The 21,868-nt window shown below is 58.3% G+C and carries 20 protein-coding genes; 10 read left to right on the forward strand and 10 right to left on the reverse strand.

The window, feature by feature from the left end:
• Nucleotides 1–2 precede the first annotated feature (2 nt).
• Together CU100_RS08395 and CU100_RS08400 are read left to right on the forward strand one after the other, a co-directional pair.
• The gene (locus CU100_RS08395; protein ID WP_106716154.1) at nt 3–995 is read left to right on the forward strand and encodes an MlaD family protein; all 993 of its coding nucleotides are present in this window, start codon (nt 3–5) and stop codon (nt 993–995) included.
• 69 nt (nt 996–1,064) lie between these two features.
• On the forward strand, nt 1,065–1,652 hold the full coding sequence (locus tag CU100_RS08400; RefSeq protein WP_106717172.1) for an ABC-type transport auxiliary lipoprotein family protein: 588 nt from the start codon (nt 1,065–1,067) through the stop codon (nt 1,650–1,652).
• A gap of 194 nt (nt 1,653–1,846) precedes the next feature.
• On the opposite strand, the gene CU100_RS08405 is transcribed toward CU100_RS08400, so the two are convergent.
• A complete protein-coding gene (locus CU100_RS08405) occupies nt 1,847–6,823 on the reverse strand; it encodes an apolipoprotein A-IV repeat region-like domain-containing protein (protein ID WP_106716155.1) in 4,977 nt (1,658 codons plus the stop codon).
• A 303-nt stretch (nt 6,824–7,126) separates the two neighbouring features.
• Here CU100_RS08405 and CU100_RS08410 point away from each other — a divergent pair, with 303 nt between their 5' ends.
• Nucleotides 7,127–7,495: an Hpt domain-containing protein gene (locus tag CU100_RS08410; RefSeq protein ID WP_106716156.1), complete on the forward strand. Its 369-nt coding sequence runs from the start codon at nt 7,127–7,129 to the stop codon at nt 7,493–7,495.
• On the opposite strand, the gene CU100_RS08415 is transcribed toward CU100_RS08410, so the two are convergent.
• Entirely contained in the window at nt 7,485–8,321 is an 837-nt protein-coding gene (locus tag CU100_RS08415) for an oxidoreductase (RefSeq protein ID WP_106716157.1), read from the reverse strand. The genes CU100_RS08410 and CU100_RS08415 overlap by 11 nt on opposite strands.
• A 104-nt stretch (nt 8,322–8,425) precedes the next feature.
• Between CU100_RS08415 and CU100_RS08420 the strand changes: the two genes are divergently transcribed.
• The 3 genes from CU100_RS08420 to CU100_RS08430 all read left to right on the forward strand — a co-directional run bounded on the left by CU100_RS08420 (nt 8,426) and on the right by CU100_RS08430 (nt 10,440).
• Nucleotides 8,426–8,824 (forward strand): winged helix-turn-helix transcriptional regulator, encoded by a 399-nt coding sequence (locus CU100_RS08420; protein WP_106716158.1) that lies wholly within the window; start codon nt 8,426–8,428, stop codon nt 8,822–8,824.
• Nucleotides 8,825–8,904: 80 nt separating this feature from the next.
• Nucleotides 8,905–9,225 carry a 2Fe-2S iron-sulfur cluster-binding protein gene (locus CU100_RS08425; protein WP_106716159.1) on the forward strand — a complete coding sequence of 107 codons (321 nt, stop codon included), beginning with the start codon at nt 8,905–8,907 and terminating at the stop codon, nt 9,223–9,225.
• A gap of 189 nt (nt 9,226–9,414) precedes the next feature.
• Complete coding sequence (locus tag CU100_RS08430; protein ID WP_106716160.1) at nt 9,415–10,440, forward strand: NAD(P)/FAD-dependent oxidoreductase; 1,026 nt, start codon at nt 9,415–9,417, stop codon at nt 10,438–10,440.
• 5 nt (nt 10,441–10,445) lie between these two features.
• Here CU100_RS08430 and CU100_RS08435 read toward each other — a convergent pair whose 3' ends face one another.
• Complete coding sequence (locus CU100_RS08435) at nt 10,446–11,063, reverse strand: DUF922 domain-containing Zn-dependent protease (protein ID WP_245418971.1); 618 nt, start codon at nt 11,061–11,063, stop codon at nt 10,446–10,448.
• Between the two features lie 135 nt (nt 11,064–11,198).
• On the opposite strand from CU100_RS08435, the gene folP reads away from it, so the two are divergent.
• Together folP and folK are read left to right on the forward strand one after the other, a co-directional pair.
• Entirely contained in the window at nt 11,199–12,035 is an 837-nt protein-coding gene (gene folP / locus CU100_RS08440) for a dihydropteroate synthase (RefSeq protein ID WP_106716161.1), read from the forward strand.
• Entirely contained in the window at nt 12,035–12,547 is a 513-nt protein-coding gene (gene folK / locus CU100_RS08445) for a 2-amino-4-hydroxy-6-hydroxymethyldihydropteridine diphosphokinase (protein ID WP_106716162.1), read from the forward strand. Before folP ends, folK begins: the two co-directional genes overlap by 1 nt.
• A gap of 36 nt (nt 12,548–12,583) precedes the next feature.
• On the opposite strand, the gene CU100_RS08450 is transcribed toward folK, so the two are convergent.
• The 4 genes from CU100_RS08450 to CU100_RS08465 all read right to left on the reverse strand — a co-directional run bounded on the left by CU100_RS08450 (nt 12,584) and on the right by CU100_RS08465 (nt 16,367).
• Nucleotides 12,584–13,120: a hypothetical protein gene (locus CU100_RS08450; protein ID WP_106716163.1), complete on the reverse strand. Its 537-nt coding sequence runs from the start codon at nt 13,118–13,120 to the stop codon at nt 12,584–12,586.
• Nucleotides 13,121–13,239: 119 nt separating this feature from the next.
• The gene (locus CU100_RS08455; protein ID WP_106716164.1) at nt 13,240–14,316 is read right to left on the reverse strand and encodes a YcjF family protein; all 1,077 of its coding nucleotides are present in this window, start codon (nt 14,314–14,316) and stop codon (nt 13,240–13,242) included.
• Nucleotides 14,313–15,776: a YcjX family GTP-binding protein gene (locus CU100_RS08460; RefSeq protein ID WP_106717174.1), complete on the reverse strand. Its 1,464-nt coding sequence runs from the start codon at nt 15,774–15,776 to the stop codon at nt 14,313–14,315. The genes CU100_RS08455 and CU100_RS08460 overlap by 4 nt, the downstream gene beginning before the upstream one ends.
• 75 nt (nt 15,777–15,851) lie before the next feature.
• Nucleotides 15,852–16,367, reverse strand: coding sequence for a SixA phosphatase family protein (locus CU100_RS08465; RefSeq protein WP_106716165.1), 516 nt, complete (start codon nt 16,365–16,367; stop codon nt 15,852–15,854).
• A gap of 380 nt (nt 16,368–16,747) precedes the next feature.
• Between CU100_RS08465 and dksA the strand changes: the two genes are divergently transcribed.
• Nucleotides 16,748–17,164, forward strand: coding sequence for an RNA polymerase-binding protein DksA (gene dksA / locus CU100_RS08470; RefSeq protein ID WP_091877580.1), 417 nt, complete (start codon nt 16,748–16,750; stop codon nt 17,162–17,164).
• Between the two features lie 73 nt (nt 17,165–17,237).
• On the opposite strand, the gene CU100_RS08475 is transcribed toward dksA, so the two are convergent.
• Nucleotides 17,238–18,287 carry a flagellar biosynthetic protein FliO gene (locus CU100_RS08475; RefSeq protein ID WP_106716166.1) on the reverse strand — a complete coding sequence of 350 codons (1,050 nt, stop codon included), beginning with the start codon at nt 18,285–18,287 and terminating at the stop codon, nt 17,238–17,240.
• 314 nt (nt 18,288–18,601) lie between these two features.
• On the opposite strand from CU100_RS08475, the gene cckA reads away from it, so the two are divergent.
• Nucleotides 18,602–21,196 (forward strand): cell cycle histidine kinase CckA, encoded by a 2,595-nt coding sequence (gene cckA, locus CU100_RS08485; protein WP_106716168.1) that lies wholly within the window; start codon nt 18,602–18,604, stop codon nt 21,194–21,196.
• A 9-nt stretch (nt 21,197–21,205) separates the two neighbouring features.
• Here cckA and CU100_RS08490 read toward each other — a convergent pair whose 3' ends face one another.
• Together CU100_RS08490 and CU100_RS08495 are read right to left on the reverse strand one after the other, a co-directional pair.
• Nucleotides 21,206–21,616, reverse strand: coding sequence for a PIN domain-containing protein (locus tag CU100_RS08490; RefSeq protein WP_106716169.1), 411 nt, complete (start codon nt 21,614–21,616; stop codon nt 21,206–21,208).
• Nucleotides 21,613–21,855 (reverse strand): DUF6364 family protein, encoded by a 243-nt coding sequence (locus CU100_RS08495; RefSeq protein WP_106716170.1) that lies wholly within the window; start codon nt 21,853–21,855, stop codon nt 21,613–21,615. The genes CU100_RS08490 and CU100_RS08495 overlap by 4 nt, the downstream gene beginning before the upstream one ends.
• Nucleotides 21,856–21,868 lie beyond the last annotated feature (13 nt).

Consider the following 21,868-nt stretch of genomic DNA (forward strand, 5'->3'; position numbering starts at 1 on the left):
ATATGGAAACCAAAGCCAACTATGTCCTGGTCGGTGTGTTCACTCTCGTAGTGTGTATCCTCGCCTTCGGATTTGTTTATTGGATTGCCCGTTACGGCGATCGCAGCGAAACCGCGACACTTGAGATCCGCATTGTCGGCTCCGTTACAGGCCTTGCAGAAGGAAGCCAGGTCCTGTTCAACGGTATCAAGGTCGGCACGGTGAGGCGGCTTTCGATCGACGCCAATAATCCTGATGCGGTTATTGCCCAGACCGAAGTCAATGCGACCACGCCTATTACCCGGTCCACGCAGGCGACCCTTGGCTTTGCGGGTCTGACCGGGCAGGCGTTCATCGAACTCAAGGGTGGAAAGCTCAACGAGCCGAACCTCCTGGAGGAAGCGGCCAAGGATGATCAGATCGCGCGTATGGACGCCGATCCCTCGGTAGTAAACAACCTGTTGCAGAAGGCGCAGACGATTCTTGAGCGCGTGGACACCGCTGTGGGTTCGATAGAAAGCTTCATCACGGAAGTGAAGGGGCCCCTGGTCGATACCGTCAATAACACCAAGAAGTTTACCGATGCGCTCGCCAATAATTCCGATGTCATCGAGAAATTCAGCCAGAGCGCAGAGGACGTTCAGGCGGTGGTAAAGGAAGCCCGTCAGATGATGACACGCCTCAACACCGCGTCGACGCGGGTCGATGGCGTTCTTGCCAAGCTGGACAAGCAGCTTTCCGAAGAAGACGGCAGTGTCGTCAGGGAAGCGCAGGATACGCTTAAATCCTACCGGGCGGTCGCAGACAATCTCAACGCCCGTCTCGGGCCTATTGCCGACAACATCAATCGTTTCTCCGGACAGGGGCTGCGCGACGTGCAGGCGCTCGTCAATGAGAGCCGTCAATCTGTGCAGCGCATCGAGCGTGCAATTACCGATCTTGAAAAAAATCCACAGCGCGTGATTTTCGGCGGCGGCGGCAGCGTTCCCGAGTATGACGGACGCACACGCCGTTGACTTTGAGCGATTCGCAACGCATGAAAGTCAACGGGTTGGGTGCGTTCGCATGACACGGACAGAGGGGCGCTGGTGAAAACGAGAACGACGATTGCCGCTCTGCTGATAGGCTTGTCCGTGTCGGCCTGCGCGAGCTCCAAGAAGCTTGACACTTTCGATCTTTCCAGCGCTTCGCCAGATGTATCCTCACCGAGGAAGCAGGGGCGTCAGATTCTCATCGCGGCGCCCTCGGCGCTCAAGGCGCTCGACGGGGAGAATATTGTCGTTCGATCAGGTCCGAACTCGATTTCCTTCTTGAAGGGAGCGCAATGGGCTGACCGCCTGCCAAACATCGTTCAATCCCGTCTGGTCCAAGCCTTCGAGAGTACAGGGCGGCTCGGCGGCGTCGGCCGTCCCGGCGAAGGCCTCGCCATCGATTACCAAGTGATCAGTGATATTCGCTCATTCAATATCAACGTTGCGGGGGCAAACGCCGCCGTCGTCGAAATCGCCATCAAGATATTGAACGACAAGAACGGGACAGTGCGCTCATCGCGTGTGTTCCGCTCGAGTTCGCCAGTAAGCGGCGAGGGCAACGCCTCCTATATAGCCGCGCTCGATCGGGCTTTCGATGCTGCCGCGAGCGACATTGTCAGATGGACGCTGTCGGTGATCTAGGGGCATATCGCTCCCGCTTTATGCAATCTTCAGAATGTTCTCGTTGGTCCGGGGGTCGCGATAGGTGTGCCCGTGCTGACTGGCGGCTTGCGATAGGTACGCCTGTCCGCGCATCTTGCTGCAGTATCCTCCCTGACCCTCTACAACAAAAAACGCGGCCGAAGCCGCGTCTTTCATGCTCAAAAACCGTAGCTTTATTTGAGGCGGTTACTCGCGTGCGCCAGCATCGTGTAAACTTTGCCTGTGTCGGACGTCAGGTAGTTCTGCGCCATGACATTGTCGCGGTCGTTGCGGCTGACGTCTTCGAGCAGGCGTTCGAAATCATCCATGTAACGGTCGACGGCGCGTTTGAATTCGCTGTCGCCCTGATACTTGCGCTTGATCTCGTCGAAGGTCTGCTGACCTTTCAGCGTGTACAATCGGCGGGTGAACACGTTGCGTTCGCCGGCACGATAACGCTGCCAGAGTTCGACAGATGCCTCGTGATCGATCGCTCGCGTGATATCTATCGACAGCGAATTCAGCGACTCAACCACCTGACCGGGTGAGCGCCCATTCTCGGGTGCCTTTGCTTTGGGCTCGGCCGCGGCTTCATCGCTGGATGCACGGCGCAGGAGATCCGAAACCCAGCCATTGCCCGCGGGGCGTGCGGCCGGCGCCGCATTGCCGCGAACGTCGAGAGTGCCCCGCATTGCAGGTGCCTGCGCCGGGGTGGAAGCCGGTGCGGGCGCTGAGGCGCGTGGTGCTGCTGCTGGTTCGGTGCGCTGCGGTTGTGCGGCGACGGCCGATGTCCGGCCAGGCGTTGCAGCGCGCACAGCGCGGGCTTCTCCAACATCAGTCAACCGGCCGGATTTCTGAACGATTTCCGCAAGTTCCTTCAGCGCGTTGATCTGCTCGGCGACGGCCTTTCGCATCTGCGCCGTCGATTGTTTGGCTTCTTCCGGCATGTCCATGACACCGCGTTGCAGCTCGGCGCGGGTTTCCTCAAGCTCCGCGCGGATGGCAGCAGAAGAGCGGCGGATTTCATCGGTTGCATTGGCGAACTTCTGGGATGCCTGCTCGACGACTTCTGAGATCGAACTGCGGATTTGCTCGGTCGTCTGGGTTGCGCGGCCTTCAGCCCGGTCGAAAGCTGAGGATACCAGCGATTCGAATGAGCGCATGGTCTTCTCGACGTTTTCCGACTTGGCGATCAGGCCGGCGGCAAGCTGCTGCAGTGCTTCCTGACGTTCATCGAAGGTGGACGCGAGGTTGGACTGCGACGCATTGATAAGTTCAGAAGCCTTGTCGAGCATGCTCCCGTGCTCTTCGAAGCTCTTGGCGATGGCCGATATATCGGTCAGCGTCGAGTTTGAGAGCTGCGAGAGTTTGCCGAGATTGCCATCGATGAGACGGGTAGATGTCTGGAACGACTCGGCCGCCTTCGTTGCGTTCTCGGCGAAGGTCGTCGTGGTGTCAAGCAAGCGTCCATCGATATCGCCGAGGTTCTTGGTAGCCATGTCGATCAGTTCGCCAAGCTTGGCATTGGATGCAGAGAGACGGTCGATGAGGTTGCTTACGTCATCGGTGAGGCCTGCCTTCGCGGCCTGGACCGCCGTAATGGTCTCGGCCGTGCGGCTGGCAATGGCATTGATCAGGGCAGCGTTCTCGACCCGCAGCCGCTCTGTTGCCGCGGTTGTGGCCTCGACCAGTTGTGACGCCAGCGTGCGGCCATTGTCGGCAAGGCTGTCGACCAGCGGTTGCGCTGTGTTGTCGAGGATGCCGATGATCTCCTGCGAACGGGCAGCAAGAACCTCGTTGAGTTCGCGGGTGCTTTCCGCAAGCTTCGACGCCGTGGAATCCGTCGCCGCGGAAAAGCGCGCTTCCAGTGCCTCCAGATTGGCAGCTGCTTCGCGAGCGCGCTCGCCAAGACGTCTCTCGGTTTCAGCAAGGCTTTCGTTCATGCGCTGGCTGAATGCTTCGCCATGTCCGTCGAGCGCTTCCCCGGCTTTCTGTGCTTCGCCAGTGAGTGAGGATGCGGCTTCGGTAATCTTGTCCCTGAGGCTGCGTGCTACGACGGTAGCGCTCTGCTCCAGCGATCTGCGTACGTTCTCGACACCCATCTCCAGGGCGTTCTGCATTGTCGATGTGCGTTCGTCGATCGTTCCGCCGTGATTGTCGAACGCCTTTGCCAGCACCTCGGCGCTGTCCTGCAGGATAGCCTGAAGAGCGGCGGTACGGTCGCTGATAGCACTTGCCTGGTTGTCCAGGGTCTGGCCGATTGCAGCGTTCCCCTGTTCCATGGCGGCGCGGATACCGGCGATGCGGTCGTCTAGCAGACCCGCATGTTCGTTCAGCGTGTCGCCTATGCGTGTATCGCTGTCCGCAAGTGCCGCACGTATGGCCGCGGCGCGTTCTTCAAGGGCACCGATGTGGGATGCCAGAGTGTCACCAAACTGGCTGTTGCTGTCATTGAGTGTGGCGCGAATGCCTGCAGCACGTTCCTCGATCTCGCTGGCATGGCGGCTGAGCGTGCCGGCGATCTGGCTGTTGCTGCTGTCAAGCACCGACCGTATGCCCGACGTGCGCTCCTCGATGTCGTTCGCGTGTTGGGCAAGCGTCTCGCCGATCCGCGCATGGGTGTTTTCGAGCGCCGACTGGATGCCGGCAGTACGCTCGTCGAGCGAACTTGCATGCAGGGCGAGTGTCTGCCCGATCCGCTGGTCGCTATTGCTCAGCGCCTGCTCGATACCGGCGGTGCGATCCTCGATGGCGCTCGCATGGGAAGCCAGGACGTCGCTGATGCGGGCATCGCTGCTGGTAAGTGCCGATTCGATGCGGTTTGTCCGGTCGTCAACCGAGTCGATGAATCCGCCGAGCGTCTCGTCGATGCGTGCACCGCTGGTCAGCAATGTCGACTGAATCTCGGCATTGCGGGCGTCGATGGCTTGCGTGTGTGCCGACAATGTTTCGGCAAGCTTGCCGTCGCTGCTCGACAGGGCGAGCTGAATTTCCTGATTGCGTTCCTCGAGGCTCTTGGTGTGGTGATCGAGTGTTTGGGCGATCTTGGCATGCGTGTCGACGAATGCGGCACGCATCCCTGTCGTGCGGTCCTCGATGATCTTGGCATGGGCGTCGAGCGTCTGGCCAATGCGAGAGTCGTTGGCCTGAATTGCCGCTTCGATGGTCGAGCTGCGCAGATCGATGATACGCGTGTGCTCGTCCAGCGTTTCGCGAATCTTCGCATCCGTATCTGAGAAAGCTGCATGCATGCCGGATGTGCGATCTTCGATTGCCTTGGCGTGCTGCTCAAGCGCCGAGCCGATGCGGGCATCATTGTCGTCGAGCGCCGAGCGCAGGCCTGCAGTCTGGCTTTCCAGCGATGAGCCATGGCCCTCGATGATCTGGCCGATCGCGGCAGTGCTGCTTTCGAGGATGGTCTTCAGGTTCGATGTATGATCGCCGATCTGCCCGGCCTGTTCGCGAATGACAGAGGCTGCGCGGTCTGTTTCGACGGACAGCGTTGCGGCGAGTGCTTCGCGGCTTTCGACAAGTTTGTCGGCGAAAGCCGCTGCATTGGTCGACAGAAGGCTGCCGACCGATTCCGACAGGCTCGAGAGATCATTGCCGATCTTGGCCTTGGTTTCGTCGACGATACCGTCGATAGAGGCGCGGCCATCGGTGAAGGTCTTGGCAATGTCGCGGGTACGTTCGATGAGCTGTTCATTGATCTGGCGGGCACGCGCCTCGAGTGCGGAATTGAGACGCTCGGTGCTTGTATCCAGTGATTGTGCGCGTGTTTCGAATTCGGCGAGCAGCGAGCGGCCACGTTCGTTGATCGTCGTGTCGAGACCGGCGAGGCGGGTATCGAATTCACCGACCAGCGTTTGCGTGGCATTTCCGAGCAGCGACAGCATGCTGTTGGTGCGACCGTCCAGCGTATCGGCGAGCTTCATCGTCACGGCGTCCGTCTGTTCCGACAGCGCCGCGATGCGCATTTCCAAAAGATTAGCAAAGGCTTCGCCGGAAGTGCTGATCTTGTGCGAGATGTCGTCCGAGCGGGAGACAATCGATTCGGCAATCGTCTGTCCGCTCTGCGTCAGCCGGTCGATTAGACTTTCTCCGGACTGGCTGATTGACATCGTGAGATTGGTCGAAGCGTTGGCGAGATTGTCACGCAAGGCATCGCCGGCCTGGGAAAGCTCGTCCTTCAGTTGCTCATGCGCACTCGAGATCGACGCGCGGACGCGCTCGGCGTGGCCGATCACCGACTCGCGCTCGCCCCCGAGGCGATCAACAAGCGTGCGGATGCGATATTCATTGTCCGTATAGACGCGTTCCAACTGATTGACTTCGGTCTGCACGAGTGTCTCGAGCTCGACGGCGCGGGCGAGGGTCCGCTCCACGCCTTCGCTCATGGCGGCAACTTCGCGGCGTACCGCCTGGCCAAGGGACGCGACGCGATCCGAGGACATCATTTCTGGCTCGGACAGGCGCATTGCCGCTTCAGCCATCGAGCGCGCGGCATATTGCATTTCCTGAGCGCGGCGGATCATGACCGCGAAGGCCCAGAACAGCATGATGGGCACGACTATCGCGACGACCATGGCAATCGCATGGGGTGCCGCTGCAAAGTCTGCGAAGGAGCGAATGGACCGCAACTCGGAGCCATAAAGCGCATTGCCCAGAGCAAGCACTGCTGCCGCCCAAAGGACACTGACGACAACAGTTAACAAAGCGTAGGATTTTGGCGCAGGTACGCTGCTTGCCTGACGTGAAACCTTTGCGGTTTGCAATAGGTCGTCATTCGCCGGCTTGAAGGTCTGGGCGGGCACGGCGGGCGCTTTAGGCGGCGCGGGCGGTGCGGCCGGGATGGGATTGGCCGCCTTGATCTGCGGCTTTGGAGCAGGCAAGGGTATCGCTGGCTCAGAGGAAACAGTGGACTTGATTTCCGGCGCTTTCACAGGCTCGGGGGCGGCGGGCGGGTCAAGTTTTTCCGCTGCCAGTTCCTGGGCTGCCTGTGATATCTGCGCTTCCAGATCCGTGAAGGACAAGAGTTCGTCGTCAATAGGTGACAAATCCATGTCCATTCCAAGCGTGGACTCATCGAAGTCGATTTCGAGAGCCTTTTCAAGAGCTTGGCCAAGTTCGTCTTCGGCCTTCACTGCTTTGCTTTTCGGGGCTGTGGCCATGCTTACCTCACAATATTGGGCGGTGACCACATGTGAAGCCCACCGCACCATACTCTTTACGCCGCTACTGTATCGTACTGGCACATGCAATGGAAAGAAACAATGGATTCGGGAAATGCTTAAAAGTTTAAACACAAGGTTAATTTTTTCGGGTCGAGCGAAATTTCAAACGCACACCAAAATTTACCCTTCGTTGACCATAACAAGCCATTTCCCCGCGGCGCTTGCCACGTTTTAACCTTAGATCAGAGGCATTTGAGTAAACTTGTTAGTTCAATTGTAAGGCGTTCAGGAGAGTACCCAATGGCACAACAAGCATCGATGGCTTTTGCATCGCCGGGAGGCGAAAAGTCGAAGCCATCCCGCAAGCGGCCGATAGATCTTGTCCATCTTACCCGCGAAACATACGGTAACCGGGCCCTCGAAACTGAAATTCTCAGTCTCTTTTCTCGCCAGACATGCGGCATCGTGGACCGGCTGCTCCACGCCAATACTGACGAGCGCGTCCGCCTCGCCAAATCGTTGAAAGGTTCGGCGCGGGCGGTAGGAGCATTCCGGGTCGCCGAAATGGCCGAAGCCATCGAACAGGCGCCAAGCGATAGCAGAAAGATCAGGGATATGGAGCCCGTGATCGATGACGTTCGCGACTATATAGCTGCGATCACGCGCTAGGATCAAAATCGGTCGATAGGCTTAAGTCACGCCATTTTCGGTCCGCCTCGGTCTTGGCGACGTCGTTGTTTTCAACCGCGTTCACGGCGTCGCTTCCTAGAAGCAGTCTCAGCGGCGGCTCATCCAGACCGGCGATCTGGACGATGACTTTGGCCGCCTTGGCGGGATCGCCTGGTTGCCTGCCATCGTAGTCGCGCTGGAAACGGGCGGCCGCACCGACTGTCTGAGCATATTCTGGGCGTCCATCGCGGATCGTCGTCGAAGCACCGGCAAAGTCCGTGCGAAAGCCACCCGGCTCGATGACCGTCACTTTGATGCCGAGTGGGCCAACTTCCTTGGCGAGCACTTCCGAGAAACCCTCCACGCCCCATTTCGCGGCGGAATAGGGCGCGCGGCCTAGCGCTCCTATCCGGCCTCCGACTGACGAAAACTGAATGATATGTCCCGATTTCTGTTCACGCATAACCGGGATCGCGGCCTTGGTGACATTGATGACACCGAACAGATTGGTCTCGATCTGTGCTCTGAACTCGTCGAGACTGGTATCCTCGATTGCGTTGACATTGCCGTAGCCCGCATTGTTGACGAGAACATCCAGCCGGCCAAATGTATCGACAGCGCTTTCTATTGCGGCCTGCGAAGCTGCCGCATCGGTGACATCGAGTGCAAGCGCACGAACCCTGTCGCCATGGCGTTCCACGAGATCGGAGAGCTGGGATGGATCGCGCGCTGTCGCTACGAGATTGTCACCAGCTTGTAGAACTGCTTCCGCCAGAGACCGGCCGAGGCCTCTGGAACTGCCCGTAATCAACCAGACCTTTGCCATTCATACCTCCTTGGCTATCGGGAGGCATATAGCCCGGACAGTATCATCTTGAAAGAAGGCACCTGTTGGAACTATACATACCTTCTGGTAACAAGGGATCTGCAATGACGGCGAAACCTCCACAGCAATTCATCGATTTCTGCGACACGATGACTGATGAACAGGACGAATTTGCGCGCGAAATGCTCGAGCGGGTGTCGGCAAAGTGGCCGCTGCGAACCTTGCAGATTTTGCAGGCCGCAGGTGGTCCATTGCGGTTCTCCCGCGTGCTCGAGCGTGTTGGAGGCATCAGTCAAAAGGTGTTGACGCAGACTTTGCGCATGCTGGAGAGGGATGGGCTGATTACACGAACGCTCTATCCGCAGGTGCCGCCCCGGGTGGAATATGAGTTGACGCCGCTTGGCTACGAGCTGCTCTTGCAGACGGTGCCGCTTTGGCACTGGATCATAGAGCATCTTCCGGTCTTCACGGCCGCGCGCAGCGGGGCTGGCCACACGCCCTGACAGCTGCGTCAGGTTATACAATTGACTTGCCGGGCAAAAACCCTATGTGAGCGGTAACTTCCTGCTTTGGGGCGAATTTCATGGCAAAGATCACTTTTGTCACTCATGACGGCGCGCGTATCGATACGAATGCGGAGAACGGCTCGACCGTGATGGAAAATGCAATCCGCAACGCGGTGCCGGGCATCGATGCGGAGTGCGGTGGTGCCTGCGCCTGTGCCACATGCCACGTCTACGTCGACGAAGAGTGGACTGCCACGACGGGCGAGCCGGAGGCGATGGAAGAGGACATGCTGGATTTCGCCTACGATGTTCGTCCGAACTCCAGATTGTCCTGTCAGATACGGGTCTCGGACGATCTCGATGGGCTCGTCGTTCACGTTCCGGAGCGCCAGGCCTGATTGGTCTCGGCTGATATCTCAACGACCCATTAGAACAGCGGCCGCGAAGGCTGTATCACGCGGCTTCGCCATGCATTCTCTTGACCTTGGCGAGCGCAATCGCTACGCGCATGGCAGCCCGCGCCTAAACGCGCCAGCCATGCTCACTTTATTCGCGCGATATTTCACGACCGGCATGAGGACTTTTCAATGAGCGAGATTATCAAAACCGATGTTGTCATCATTGGCGCCGGGCCTGTCGGTCTGTTTGCCGTGTTCGAGCTTGGACTCTACGATCTAAAATGCCATCTGATAGATATTCTCGATCGTCCCGGCGGCCAATGTGCCGAACTCTATCCTGAAAAGCCCATCTACGACATTCCTGCCTGGCCGATCATCAGCGGACACGACCTCACCGAAAAGCTGATGGAGCAGATCAAGCCGTTTGCGCCGCAGTTTCATTTCGACCGCATGGTTACGAAACTCGAGCGCCAGCCTGACGGTTCGTTCCACGTCGAAACCGACGAGGGAGAGGTGTTCGAGGCCAAGGTCGTTGTGATCGCGGCCGGCGGCGGCTCGTTCCAGCCGAAACGTCCACCGGTTCCGGGCATCGAAGCCTATGAGGGCAAGAGCGTCTTTTACTCGGTACGCCGCATGGAGGAATTTCGCGATCAGGACATCTTGATAGCCGGGGGCGGCGACAGCGCGCTCGATTGGGCGCTAAACCTGCAGCCGATTGCCCGCAGCCTCACCGTGGTTCACCGCCGTGCCGAATTTCGCGCCGCGCCCGACAGCGTCAAGAAGATGTTCGAACTGGTCGACAGTGGCAGCGTTCGCTTCGAACTGGGTCAGGTCTCCGGGCTGAAAGGCGGGGACGGCCAACTCACCCATGCAACAATCAAGGGTGCCGAGGGTGAAATAGACATTCAGGTAACGCGCCTCCTGCCGTTCTTCGGTCTGACCATGAAGCTTGGCCCCATTGCCGATTGGGGGCTTAACCTGCACGAGAATCTCATTCCGGTGAGCGTCGAAACGTTTGAGACATCCGAATCTGGTATCTTTGCGATCGGGGATATCAATACCTATCCCGGCAAGTTGAAGCTCATTTTATCGGGTTTCCACGAGGCAGCACTGATGACACAGGCGGCCAAGCGTATCGTCAGCCCTGGCGAGCGAATTATATTCCAGTACACGACGTCTTCGACCAGCCTGCAGAAGAAACTCGGCGTGGATTGATCTGATCAGGGGCTTTTCGCAAATTCGCGCTTCAGGCGAAATACCAGCAACCGTTCGAAGCGGCTGTCGAAGTTTACGGCTTCGACTCTGTCGAACTGTATTTGCTTCAGATCGTGCTGCTTCATCAGCTTGGCTGTCAGGCCGTCGATATCGGTTTTCAATCGTGCACAATCGTTGCGCCAGGAGAGGCCCTTGATCGCGCGTTCCATGTCACCCGCAGCCGTGCGCGCGATGCCAATGTGGCTTTCTTCGTGCCGCCTGATATCGGCCGAAAGCGTGTCCCATATAATCGCAAGATCCGCCTGCGCGGTGCGCCGCTGCTTCCAGCGCGGCAGGTAAACCGTGGCATGTACGGTGATATCCGCGTCGACCACGCGGCAATTCTTGCCGTCCGAGCCATATTTGATTCGGCTCTCGAAGCGCATCTTCGTCATGCCTGGATGCCGCTGGCCGGTCTTCTGCAGCACCGGTCCACGACGATAAAGCTCACGGTCAAGGTCCGCCGCCGTCCGTCCGTTGAGCGTGAAATAGTCGTACTTGCGCAAGACGGTGGCTGCATCGGCGGCAGGCATGGCGCAAAACAGCGCCATCACAAGTGCTGTAGTTCTGGCAAAAACATTCATCAGGCGTTTTCCTTCGCTTCGCCAAACTCTGCACGATCCAGAGACTGCCGTCAAAAACATTGCAGATGAATTGACGCCGCTCACGATCTGTTCAAAAACAGGTCAATGTTTCGAAAGCATCACGGGAGCTCCACAATGCAACGGGAATGGCAATTGGCCCATGGGAGGTCTCTCACCCTAGGCGACCGGGCGCTGATTATGGGCGTTCTCAATGTAACACCGGACTCCTTTTCCGATGGCGGGGTGCACTATTCCCTGGATCAGGCTTTGGAGGGCGCGCGGGCAATGATCGCAGAGGGCGCTGCCATCATCGATGTGGGCGGAGAGTCCACTCGCCCTGGCGCCAGTCGTGTGGAACCTGCCGTCGAGCAATCGCGTATATTGCCAGTCATCGAGGCGCTCGCAAAAGAGACGGATATTATCATCTCAGTCGATACCTATCGCGAGGAAACTGCGCGCGTCGCCGTCGCTGCCGGCGCCCATATCGTCAATGATGTGTGGGGCGTACAGCGCGAACCGGCGATTGCCGATCTCGCGGTCGAGACCGGAGCAGGGCTCGTCATCATGCATACGGGGCGAGAGCGGGAACGTGATCCGGACGTTATCGTCGATCAGTTTGCGTTTCTCAACCGCTCGCTCGAAATCGCCAAAGTGGCCGGTGTTTCGCGCAACCAGATCGTTCTCGATCCGGGTTTCGGTTTTGCGAAGGACACGGCGGAAAACATTGCGTTGATGGATCGTTTTGCCGAGCTTGAGGCTTTCGGCTATCCGTTTCTCGTGGGGACATCGCGCAAGCGCTTTCTAAGGGCGACCTCTGGAGGTGAGCAACAGGAATGGGATGCCGCTACGTCCGCCTCATCGGCGATCTTGCGCATTGCCGGTGCTGACATATTTCGAGTGCACAATGTCGCGATGAGTCAGAGCGCACTCGCCTTGGCGGACGCCGTATTGCAATCGCGCAGGGCGAGGTAATGACGGCCTCGAACCGCAACGCGTGGCTTGGCCTCGGCGGTAACATCGGCGATCCGGTTACATCTATGGCGAAGGCATTGCGCGATCTCGATGGGCGAGGCGATACGCGTGTCCTCAGCGTGTCGCCAGTCTATAAGACGCCGCCTTGGGGCAAAATCGATCAGCCCTGGTTCCACAATGCCTGTGCCGAGGTCGAGACCTCGCTGGATCCGGAAGCATTGCTTGCAGCTTGCCTCGACGTGGAACAGCGCCTGAAACGCCAGCGGCTTGAACGCTGGGGCCCGCGCATCATCGACATCGATGTGCTGGCCTATGAAGGCCTTGAAAAGTTCGAGAGCCCGACATTGACCTTGCCGCACCCGCGCATGACCGAACGCGCCTTCGTCATGGTTCCGCTTGCAGATATCGCTCCCGATCTGGTGATCAGCGGCAGGACTGCCTCGCATTGGTCTGCGCTATGCGACCGAACAGGCGTCGACATTGCCCGCAACGATGCGAACTGGTGGAAGTGAAAGGGTCGGCTGAAAGCGGCTGGCGGTCCGATATTTTCAGTTTTCGGCGATACTGCCAACCGCCGTACCGTCGACGCGTTTCAAGGTCATTCCGACGACTGGAATAAGGGCCTCGTCGAGCCGCACCGAAATCGTGACGTTCATTGTGTTGTCGTCGTTGAATTTGGCTTGCATGGCGCCGTTCAATTGTTTGCGGCTGATGGCGAGCACAACACGGTTGCCGGAGACATTGCCGCCAGTGATATCGAGGCCCTTGCCGGCGGAACCATCGAGGAAGCTGCCCTTGTAGCTGTTGCCGGCGCGAACAATGGTCGCTTTCATCGGCTGGTTGAAGATGCCGACGCGGCAGCTTCCGTCAAGCGTCATTCCGGCCTTTTCCGCCGGCGTGCTGCCATCCAGCGTGCATACGAATTTGGTGCCCTTGTACTTGCCCGCTACGATTTCGCCGGGGCCAACCCATTGACCTTCGACGGTCTGGAAAAATTGGGCATCCTTGTCCTTGGCTTGTGCCGGCGACGCCAGGAACGCGCATGCGAACAGGGACAGGGTAGCGGCTGCTGCGCTTCTTTTCATCGACAAGACTCAACACAAATCATTGGAATGGGTACTCAAGCGATCATCGTCCGGAATGGTTAACGGATGGTTGCTATTTCAAGCTAAAATGCAACCCCGTCCGCGCCTGTTTTTCCGTGCTATGGCTTCTTGGCACCACCCAGCCGCGCCAAGTCGCCGATGAAATCGCCGATGCTGGGGCGCCGTTCCGCATTGAATGGGAAGGGTCGGACCAGGTCCATCGCAGAAATGCCGATCCGTGCGGTCATCAGCCCATTGATGACCCCTTCCCCAAGCCGCGCGGAAAGCCGTGCTGCCAGGCCGTGACCGACCACCTGCTGGATGATGCTGTCGCCCATTGCCACAGTGCCAGTGACAGCGAGGTGGGCTATGACGTTGCGCGTGAGCTTGAGGAAGCCCAAGGTGCCCGGCCTGCCGCCGTAAAGCTCCGATAGACGGCGGATAAGCCGCGCGGACTCGAAAACCACATAGCCGATATCGACCAGAGCCCGCGGACTGACTGCGGTGACGATCGAGACCCGCTTGGATGCGGCAAGGATCATCTCGCGCGCTTGCCTGTCGAGCGGGCGAAGAAGCTCCGCCTCGGTAAGCCTGATCAGGTCCCGGCCGTCGATCACGTCGTCGCGAAGATCATGCAGCAGAGCGCGACCCTTGGCGGTCGCCGGCAGGGTCTCGGCAATGGCGACAAGCTTCGCGACAGCTGACTTCGCCGCACGCGCGTCATTGGCCGAGGCAGCTTTCGCCGCTTCGTCGCGCAAATGCTGCACCGACGCGAGGCGGCGCAACGCCAAGCCCTCACGAACGACAATGGCAATGAGTGCAAATCCCGCGAGGACACTGACGCCGAGCGCTACCCAGCCAAGCCATGGCGCGCGCTCGAAAAGCGTTCGAATGAGGTTGTCTGCCCAAAGGCCCAGCCCCAGTGACGCCAGCAATCCGAGTGCGCCGGTGAGCAGCGAGGCAAAAGAAAAACGCTTTTTCTGTACAAGTGCAGGCGGCGGCGTCAACGCGTCGAGTTCATTTGCTGCAGCAGGATCAAGGTCGAACACGTCGACGGCGGCAGGCGTGATCACCGCCACATCTTTTATCGCGGTGGGTTTGCGCTCTTGTGTTGATGCAGCTTTGCGCGGAACCTCTTTTCGCTCCGGCTGGTCGATACGAAATGAAGCTGGTTTGCGAGAGTTGTTGTCCGTCATGCGAGGCGATCTCCGATGAGGAACTGTAGCGCGCGATCAAGCCTGATATGCGGCAACGACAGGGTAAGACCCTCTGCCGTCTTTTCCAGCCGGGGCGGGCGAAAGCGAACAAACCGTATGGCCGGGTCCTCAGAAACAGATTCGGGAAGTTCAAAGATTGAATCAGGTCTTGTCGGCAAGTCTCCGGGAAATATCGCTGTTTCGGTCTGGCCGTCGAACTTCTCACCGTCGATGGTTTCGCCCTTTAGCGGCGTACCGACGATCACCGGCAACGTTTCCTTGCCCTGTGTCACTGTTGCCTCGCGGGTCGTCCGTACCGCGGCCATTGCAAGAACATCGACGCTTGCTCCTGAAAAGTCGGCGCGGCTGACAGCACGATCCACCAGCCGTCGCACGATGGCCTGCAGACGATCGTGACTTTCGTGATGCAGATGATCGGCCTTGGTCGCAGCGACGAGAATACGGCTAATTCTCCGCTGCACGAGACCTGTCAGGAAGTTCGTGCTGCCAGGGCGAAAGCAGGAGAGGATTTCCGTCAGCGCCCGTTCCAGATCAGCGACCGCGGACGGTCCGGCGTTCATTGCCTGCATGGCGTCGACAAGCACGATCTGCCGGTCGAGACGCGCAATATGCTCACGAAAAAACGGCTTCACGACGTGCGTTTTGTAGGCCTCGTAGCGCCGCTCCATCATGGCCGCCAGTGAGCCGGGACGCAGCTTGCCCTTTTCGAGAGCCGGCAGCGGCGCGAAGGTAAGCGCAGGCGAACCGTCGAGGTCACCGGGCATGAGGAAGCGGCCGGGCGGCAGTGTCGACAGCGCGCGTTCGTCAGCCTTCCCGGCCTTCAGATATTCAGTGAAGCTCTTGGCAAGGCGCTGCGCCGTCATCTCGTCGGCATCGGCATTCGCATCTGCGCCGTCCGAGACCTTGAACCAGTTCACCGCGAGGTCACGATGGCTTTCGAGCTGTGCCAGTTCGAACGAATCCCTCGAAAACTCCGCGTAGGACTTGCCAAGCAGCGGCAGATCCAGCAGCCATTCTCCGGGATAGTCAACGATATCGACAGAAAGCCTGCCACCGGAGAACATGCGGTTCCACATGGAGGCCGATTCATATTCGATTGTCAGGCGCAGCTCGGAAATTGCACGCGTAGAGTCCGGCCATATCCGCTCTTCGATCAGCGCCTTCAGATGATCTTCATATTGGAATCGCGGCACCGCGTCGTCGGGCTGTTCCTCAAGGTAGGCGCGAGCGATCCGGCCGGACTTCTGCGCCTGGAACAATGGCAGACGGCCGCCATGAACGAGATTGTGCACCAGCGCGGTGATGAATACCGTTTTTCCGGCCCGCGACAGGCCCGTTACACCGAGCCGCAGCGAGGGCGATACCAATGCGCTGGTACGGTCGGCCAGCGTATCCAGTGCAATCTTCGCTTCGTCCGTAAGTGTTGTAAATGTTCCCAATTTCAACCGTCCTGTGGCCACGCTGGTCTCTGCCCCATTTGGGTGGGCAATGTCTTGATGGCAAGCGAAAGCTGGTCAGAGATGCTCGGATGGCGAAAAGAAAGCGTGCAGGGTACCTGTTCCCGGACGAATTTCTGCGAGGGGCACGTCAAATTGGATGACGGCGAGACCTGCCGTCGGAAAGCCGGCAACGAAAGTCGGATGTGAAGGCGGATTGCCACGCCCGGCCAAGGCCGTCGCCAGTTCCTCCATCATGGGGTTGTGACCGACAAGCATAACGGAGTTCGCGGCTTCATGTTTGAGACCGGTCAGGCGAATAGCCATGAGATAGGCATCTGGGCCGGCGGAATAGAGCTTTTCAGATTCTTCCAGAATGAAGGGAGGCTCGATATCGACATATTCCAGCGTTTGTCGTGCCCTTATTGCAGGCGAGCATAGAACGATTTCCGGTTTCAGCCCGGATCGCCTGAGTTCCTTGCCCAGGACCTCAGCGGCCTCGATACCGTCCTTGTCCAGTACGCGGTCGAAATCTTTCTGGCCCGGGGATGGCCAGACTGCTTTTGCATGCCGGAGCAAATAGACCTGGCTCATCGCACATCCTTTATAATTCTCGTCAAGACCTGCCACGGTTCCTTGGAAGACGCAAATCGCGGGTGAAATCTCCGGCTGAAAGTGTGACAAATATCAAATAATTGTGCAAAACAGAGCTGTAGAATTAGTGGGCGAAGTGCATTTTTGTGAGGCGGACTACAACCCTTAGTAGAGCTTTTGAGCTATAAAAACTCGAAATTTGCCGGTTTTTACCCCTCGATTAGTTCAGAAAATCCGAGAATCCAGACGTTTTTGCCGACATTTTGTGCAGAAAAGCAGCTTTTCTTTGTTTGATTTACACGTCTTTTTGTAGTTGTGCGCCCATCTGACACGACCTATATAGGCCTCCTCGCGTCTCACAGGTGCAGGGTGATTCAAAGATGAATAAACTGATCGATCTTGACTACAAGCCCACGGATGACGAGCCCTTCATGAGTGATCGGCAAAAATCCTATTTTCGTGAAAAACTGATCAACTGGAAAAATGACATTCTGCGGGAGGCGCGTGAAACGCTTGAGATCCTGCAGCAGGAAAATGCCAACCTGCCTGACATAGCAGATCGTGCATCTTCCGAAACGGACCGCGCCATCGAGCTTCGGGCCCGTGATCGCCAGCGCAAGCTTATCTCCAAAATCGACGCAGCCTTGCAGCGCATCGACGACGGAACCTACGGTTTTTGCGAGGAAACCGGTGATCCGATCAGCCTGAAGCGTCTGGATGCGCGTCCCATAGCAACGTTGTCAATCGAAGCTCAGGAGCGTCACGAACGACGCGAGAAAGTCTATCGCGACGACTGAGATAATCGAAATCAAAGAAGGCCCGGATTTCCGGGCCTTTCTGTTTCAAGATGAAAGCTCGTGGTCCAAGATCTCAGCGCTTCTCCGGTCTCGACAGATCCCCCAGCAGCCGTTCCATCTCATCTTCGATACTTTCGATCTTCTCCGGCTTTTCATCCTTGCCGGGAGCGATATTCAGTTCGCTGCCGAGGTCGGTTTCGAATGCATCGCTGAAATCCATATCGCCCAGGGTAATCTCCGGCTCCTCGGATTCCAGCGGTCCTTCTATCGTCGGCTCTCGATACACGGGGGACGCAGTCTCTCTATGAGCGGCAAAAGGAAACGCCGTTGCGGTTGTCGTCCTGGTTTCAGTGGCAGCCAGGCTCGTTGCGGGCTCCGGTGTATCGATTTTTGGTTCGGCACGAGGCGAGGTCCCGAAGGAAGGCGAGGCGGTGCGCTGCCAGCCGTTGTCTCGCGCTGGGGCGTCTCGCGCCGGGGCGGCGACCATTGGTGCAGCACCCGGCGCAACGATTGCTGCATCTGGTGTCCTCGATACGGGCGGCACTGGCTGCGCTGGTGGAATCGGCGACAGGTTCTTCGCCGCTTCAGCCTGCTTCGGTGGCTCGGGCGCGCGCATGGTCCTCTGTGCTTCGGGTTGTGGCGCCAGTGGACGCTGTACCTGTGACGGGGGTGCTGCCTGGACCGGAGGGGAAGGTGGTTGCGTTGGAGGCGCAGCAGGCACCGCGCGCTGCTGTTGCCCGCGCGGCTCTTCAGAGGCTCTTGGTTCGGGCTTTTCTGGCTCGGAAACAGCTGTCGAAGCCGCTGGTTCAGCCCGCTGTTGCCGCGCGAACTGACGAATATTCTGCTCTATGACCACGTCGCTCGGACCCCCGATCAGGATCAGATGCTCGACGTCGTCGCGGCGCACGAGAACCAGCCGCCTGCGATTGTCGACCGCCGCTGCGTCCGTAACCGAGAGGCGCACTTGCCGGTTGCGTCCGCCTGCAACGAAAGTGCCGCCAGTAATTCGCCGCAATACTGCAAAGACCAGCAGGAGCAGCGCGATCACCAGAATGAACAGAAGTATAAATCCCACGATAGGGGCAGCACTTTCGCCGACGATAGTGGCAAGCCAGGCGTTCATGAAAAGCTCTCCTTGTGCGTTCTTCGGGCCCAAAACCTGTTCCCCGACATGGGCTTCGAAGCATTACTTTATGCGACACTAGTGCTTGCCATTGTCAGCCGCAACCCTGGAGCCTTCAACGCGGTTCCGCCTCCTCTCGCACGGGTTGTCTGCGCACAATAAGGCTGATCTGCGTGCGGATCGTTGGAAACCGTGGAATAATAGCGGTCATATCAAGGATGGGGTTTATGCCGCCCCAAAGATATGATCCAAACGATTCGAGAATAAACACCGGCTCAATGTCGCTGGTGATGCAGAAAAGGGGTTTGAGACGCATGTCTCAAGAAACGAATAGCGATCTTTATCCGGAACCGATCATCGCGAACACGAAATCCAACAAGGCGGGGTTGCGTCTTGTCCTCCTCGGCTTGCTGCTTATCGGCGTTTCGATCCTCTATTTCATCTATCGTGACCAGCTCGGACAGCAGTTCCTGCTTGGTCTTCTCGGAACGCTCGCCATGACTGGCGTGTTCTACCTGTTCGGCTCCGCAATCAATGTCATCCAGTTTACGCCCCGTGGGACAAGCGACGAACTCACCCGTGCGTTTGTCGATACTTTCCCCGAAGGGACGGTCGTTTGCGACCAGAAGGGCCGCATCGTCTATGCAAACAGAGCCTATGCGGAACTGACTGGCGTCACCAATTCCAACGATGTGCGCGCGATCGAACATATTCTTTCCAGCGAAGCCGCGGCCTCCGATCCGATCTATCGCCTGGCCAATGCCGTGCGCGATGGTGTTTCGGGCCAGGAGGAGTTGCGCCTGTCACGTCCGCTCGATCCGTCGCGGGAGCCGGTACCGACATGGTACAGGGTCAAGGCGCGTCCAGTGGCCGGCATACCCGACCAGACGACACCGGTATATGCGTGGCAGATCGCTGACATTTCGGCCGAACGCGCCGAACAGGAACGTTATTTCCAGGACATACAGGAAGCCATCGATCATCTCGACCACGCTCCGGCCGGCTTCTTCTCTGCCGATCCGGATGGCCGCATAATCTATATCAATGCCACGTTGGCGGAATGGCTTGGGGTCGACCTCACGCGCTTTACCCCCGGCTCCATGATGGTTCGGGATATAGTCGCAGGCAATGGCATGGCGCTGATCAACGCCGTCAAGACTGAGCCGGGCACCAGCCGCAACACTGTCATCGATCTGGACCTTGCCAAATCGAACGGCCAGAGCCTTGCCGTGCGGTTCTATCATCGCGTCCAGGCGCAGCGTGATGGCAGGCGCGGCCCGACACGCACCATCGTGCTGAATCGCGCCGAAGGCGAGGACAATTCAGCCGCCTTGCGCGCCGCCGAGGTGCGGTTCACCCGGTTCTTCAATTCCGCATCCATGGCTATCGCCGCCGTTGACGCAACAGGCAAGATCCTGCGGACCAATGCGCGTTTTCTTGGGCTGTTCGCGCCTGTGGTCGATCGCGATGACATAGACCGGCGTATTCCGCTTGAAACTGTCGTCCATGAACGGGACCGCGAAGCCTTTGACCGGGCGCTCGCGGCGGCCTTTGCCGGAAAAGCCGAAATTTCGCCTGTGGACACCGTCATACCCGGCAACGAGGACCGCCATCTGCGCTTCTATGTAAGTCCTGTCTTCGATGCGGGCTCCGAGGATGGCGCAGAGGAAGCTGCCATTGTTTCGGTGGTCGAGACGACTGAGCAAAAGGCACTTGAGGCCACGATGGCGCAAAGCCAGAAAATGCAGGCGGTGGGACAGCTTGCGGGCGGTATCGCACATGATTTCAACAATGTGCTGACCGCCATCATCATGTCGTCCGACCTGCTGTTGACCAATCATCGGGCGTCCGATCCATCATTCGCCGATATCATGAATATCAAGCAGAACGCCAATCGTGCCGCTTCGCTGGTGCGGCAGCTTCTTGCGTTTTCCCGCCGCCAGACATTGCGACCGGAGGTTCTCAATCTCACCGACGTGATCGCCGACGTGCGCATGTTGCTGACACGGCTTGCCGGAACACAGGTCAACCTCAAGATCGAGCACGGCCGCGACCTGTGGCCGGTGCGCGCCGATTTAGGCCAGTTCGAGCAGGTTGTGGTTAACCTTACCGTCAATGCACGCGATGCCATGCCGGAGGGCGGTAATTTGACCCTTCGTACACGCAACGTGACCGAAGCCGAAAGTGCCGAACTGACATATCGCGATCTCGTACCGGGTGATTATGTGCTGGTCGAGGTTGAAGACAGCGGTACCGGCATGACGCCCGAAGTCATCGAGAAGATATTCGAGCCGTTCTTCACGACGAAGGAAGTCGGGAAGGGCACGGGACTCGGCTTGTCCATGGTGTATGGTATCATCAAGCAGACAGGGGGTTCGATTCATGCCGAATCCGAGCTCGGCAAGGGAACGACCTTCCGCATATTCCTGCCGCGTTATGTCGAGGAGAAGAAGCCCGATATTCTGGATGCGAACGGCGAAGTCGTGCCGACCGAAATGCCGAAGAAAGAGAAGAAGACGGAAAAGGCCACCGATCTCTCCGGCTCCGCAACCGTGCTCCTGGTCGAGGACGAGGATGCCGTCCGCATGGGCGGGGTCCGCGCGTTGCAGTCACGCGGCTACACCGTGCATGAGGCCTCCAGCGGTGTCGAAGCGCTCGAAGTGATGAAGGAGCTTGATGGCAAGGTGGATATCATCGTTTCCGATGTGGTCATGCCCGAAATGGACGGGCCGACTCTGCTGCGCGAATTGCGCAAGGACTACGGCGATATCAAGTTCATTTTCGTGTCTGGCTATGCGGAGGACGCTTTCGCGCGAAATCTGCCGGAAGACGCCAAGTTCGGCTTCTTGCCGAAGCCATTCTCGCTGAAACAGCTGGCGACCGCAGTCAAGGAAATGCTGGAGAATTGAGGCTTCAAGTCATCGAAATGGATCAACGATTCTGACACCTTCAACGATCTGGCCATGCGACAGGTCCTCAGAAAAGAGCTCGCTGCATCCAGCCTCACGCGCGGCCGAAATAATTGCGCTGTCCCAATAGGACAAGCCGAAAGCTCGCTTTATCTCGAGGGCACCTTGCAAGATTGGTACGGTATTATCCTGAACACGGAACCGCAGCCACGTCTTGATCAGCCCGGCAGCCAATTCGTGTGGAAGGGGATCGGTGCGTGAGACGCGCGTTGCCTGGACATAAAACTCTTGCAATACCTGCACCGAAACAACGCAATCATCCCGATCCGTGAGCGCAATGGCCCTCATGCGCTTGCTCACCTCGTCGGCGGCGGTACTGATGGAATAAAGCAGGATAGTGGTATCGAGAAAAGCTGTCACTCTCGAAGGCTACGGTCATGAAGCTTGTCGCGGGAGAGGCGGTCCCCGGCCCGAAACAGCTTGACTGATGCTCGCAGTACAGCCTCCTCCCGTCGCAGCCGCTCCGCCTCCGTTTCGATCATCGCGATATCCGACAGGAATTGACGAACTAGCGCCGAGACGGATGTGTCCTGCTCTGCTGCTTTCATCCGGGCACGGCGGTAAATGTCGTCTTCGATGGAAACTGTGATATTTTTCATAGTTACACAGTAT

The sequence above is a fragment of the Phyllobacterium endophyticum genome (assembly GCF_003010935.1).
In the GTDB taxonomy this organism is placed as follows: Bacteria; Pseudomonadota; Alphaproteobacteria; order Rhizobiales; family Rhizobiaceae; genus Phyllobacterium; species Phyllobacterium endophyticum.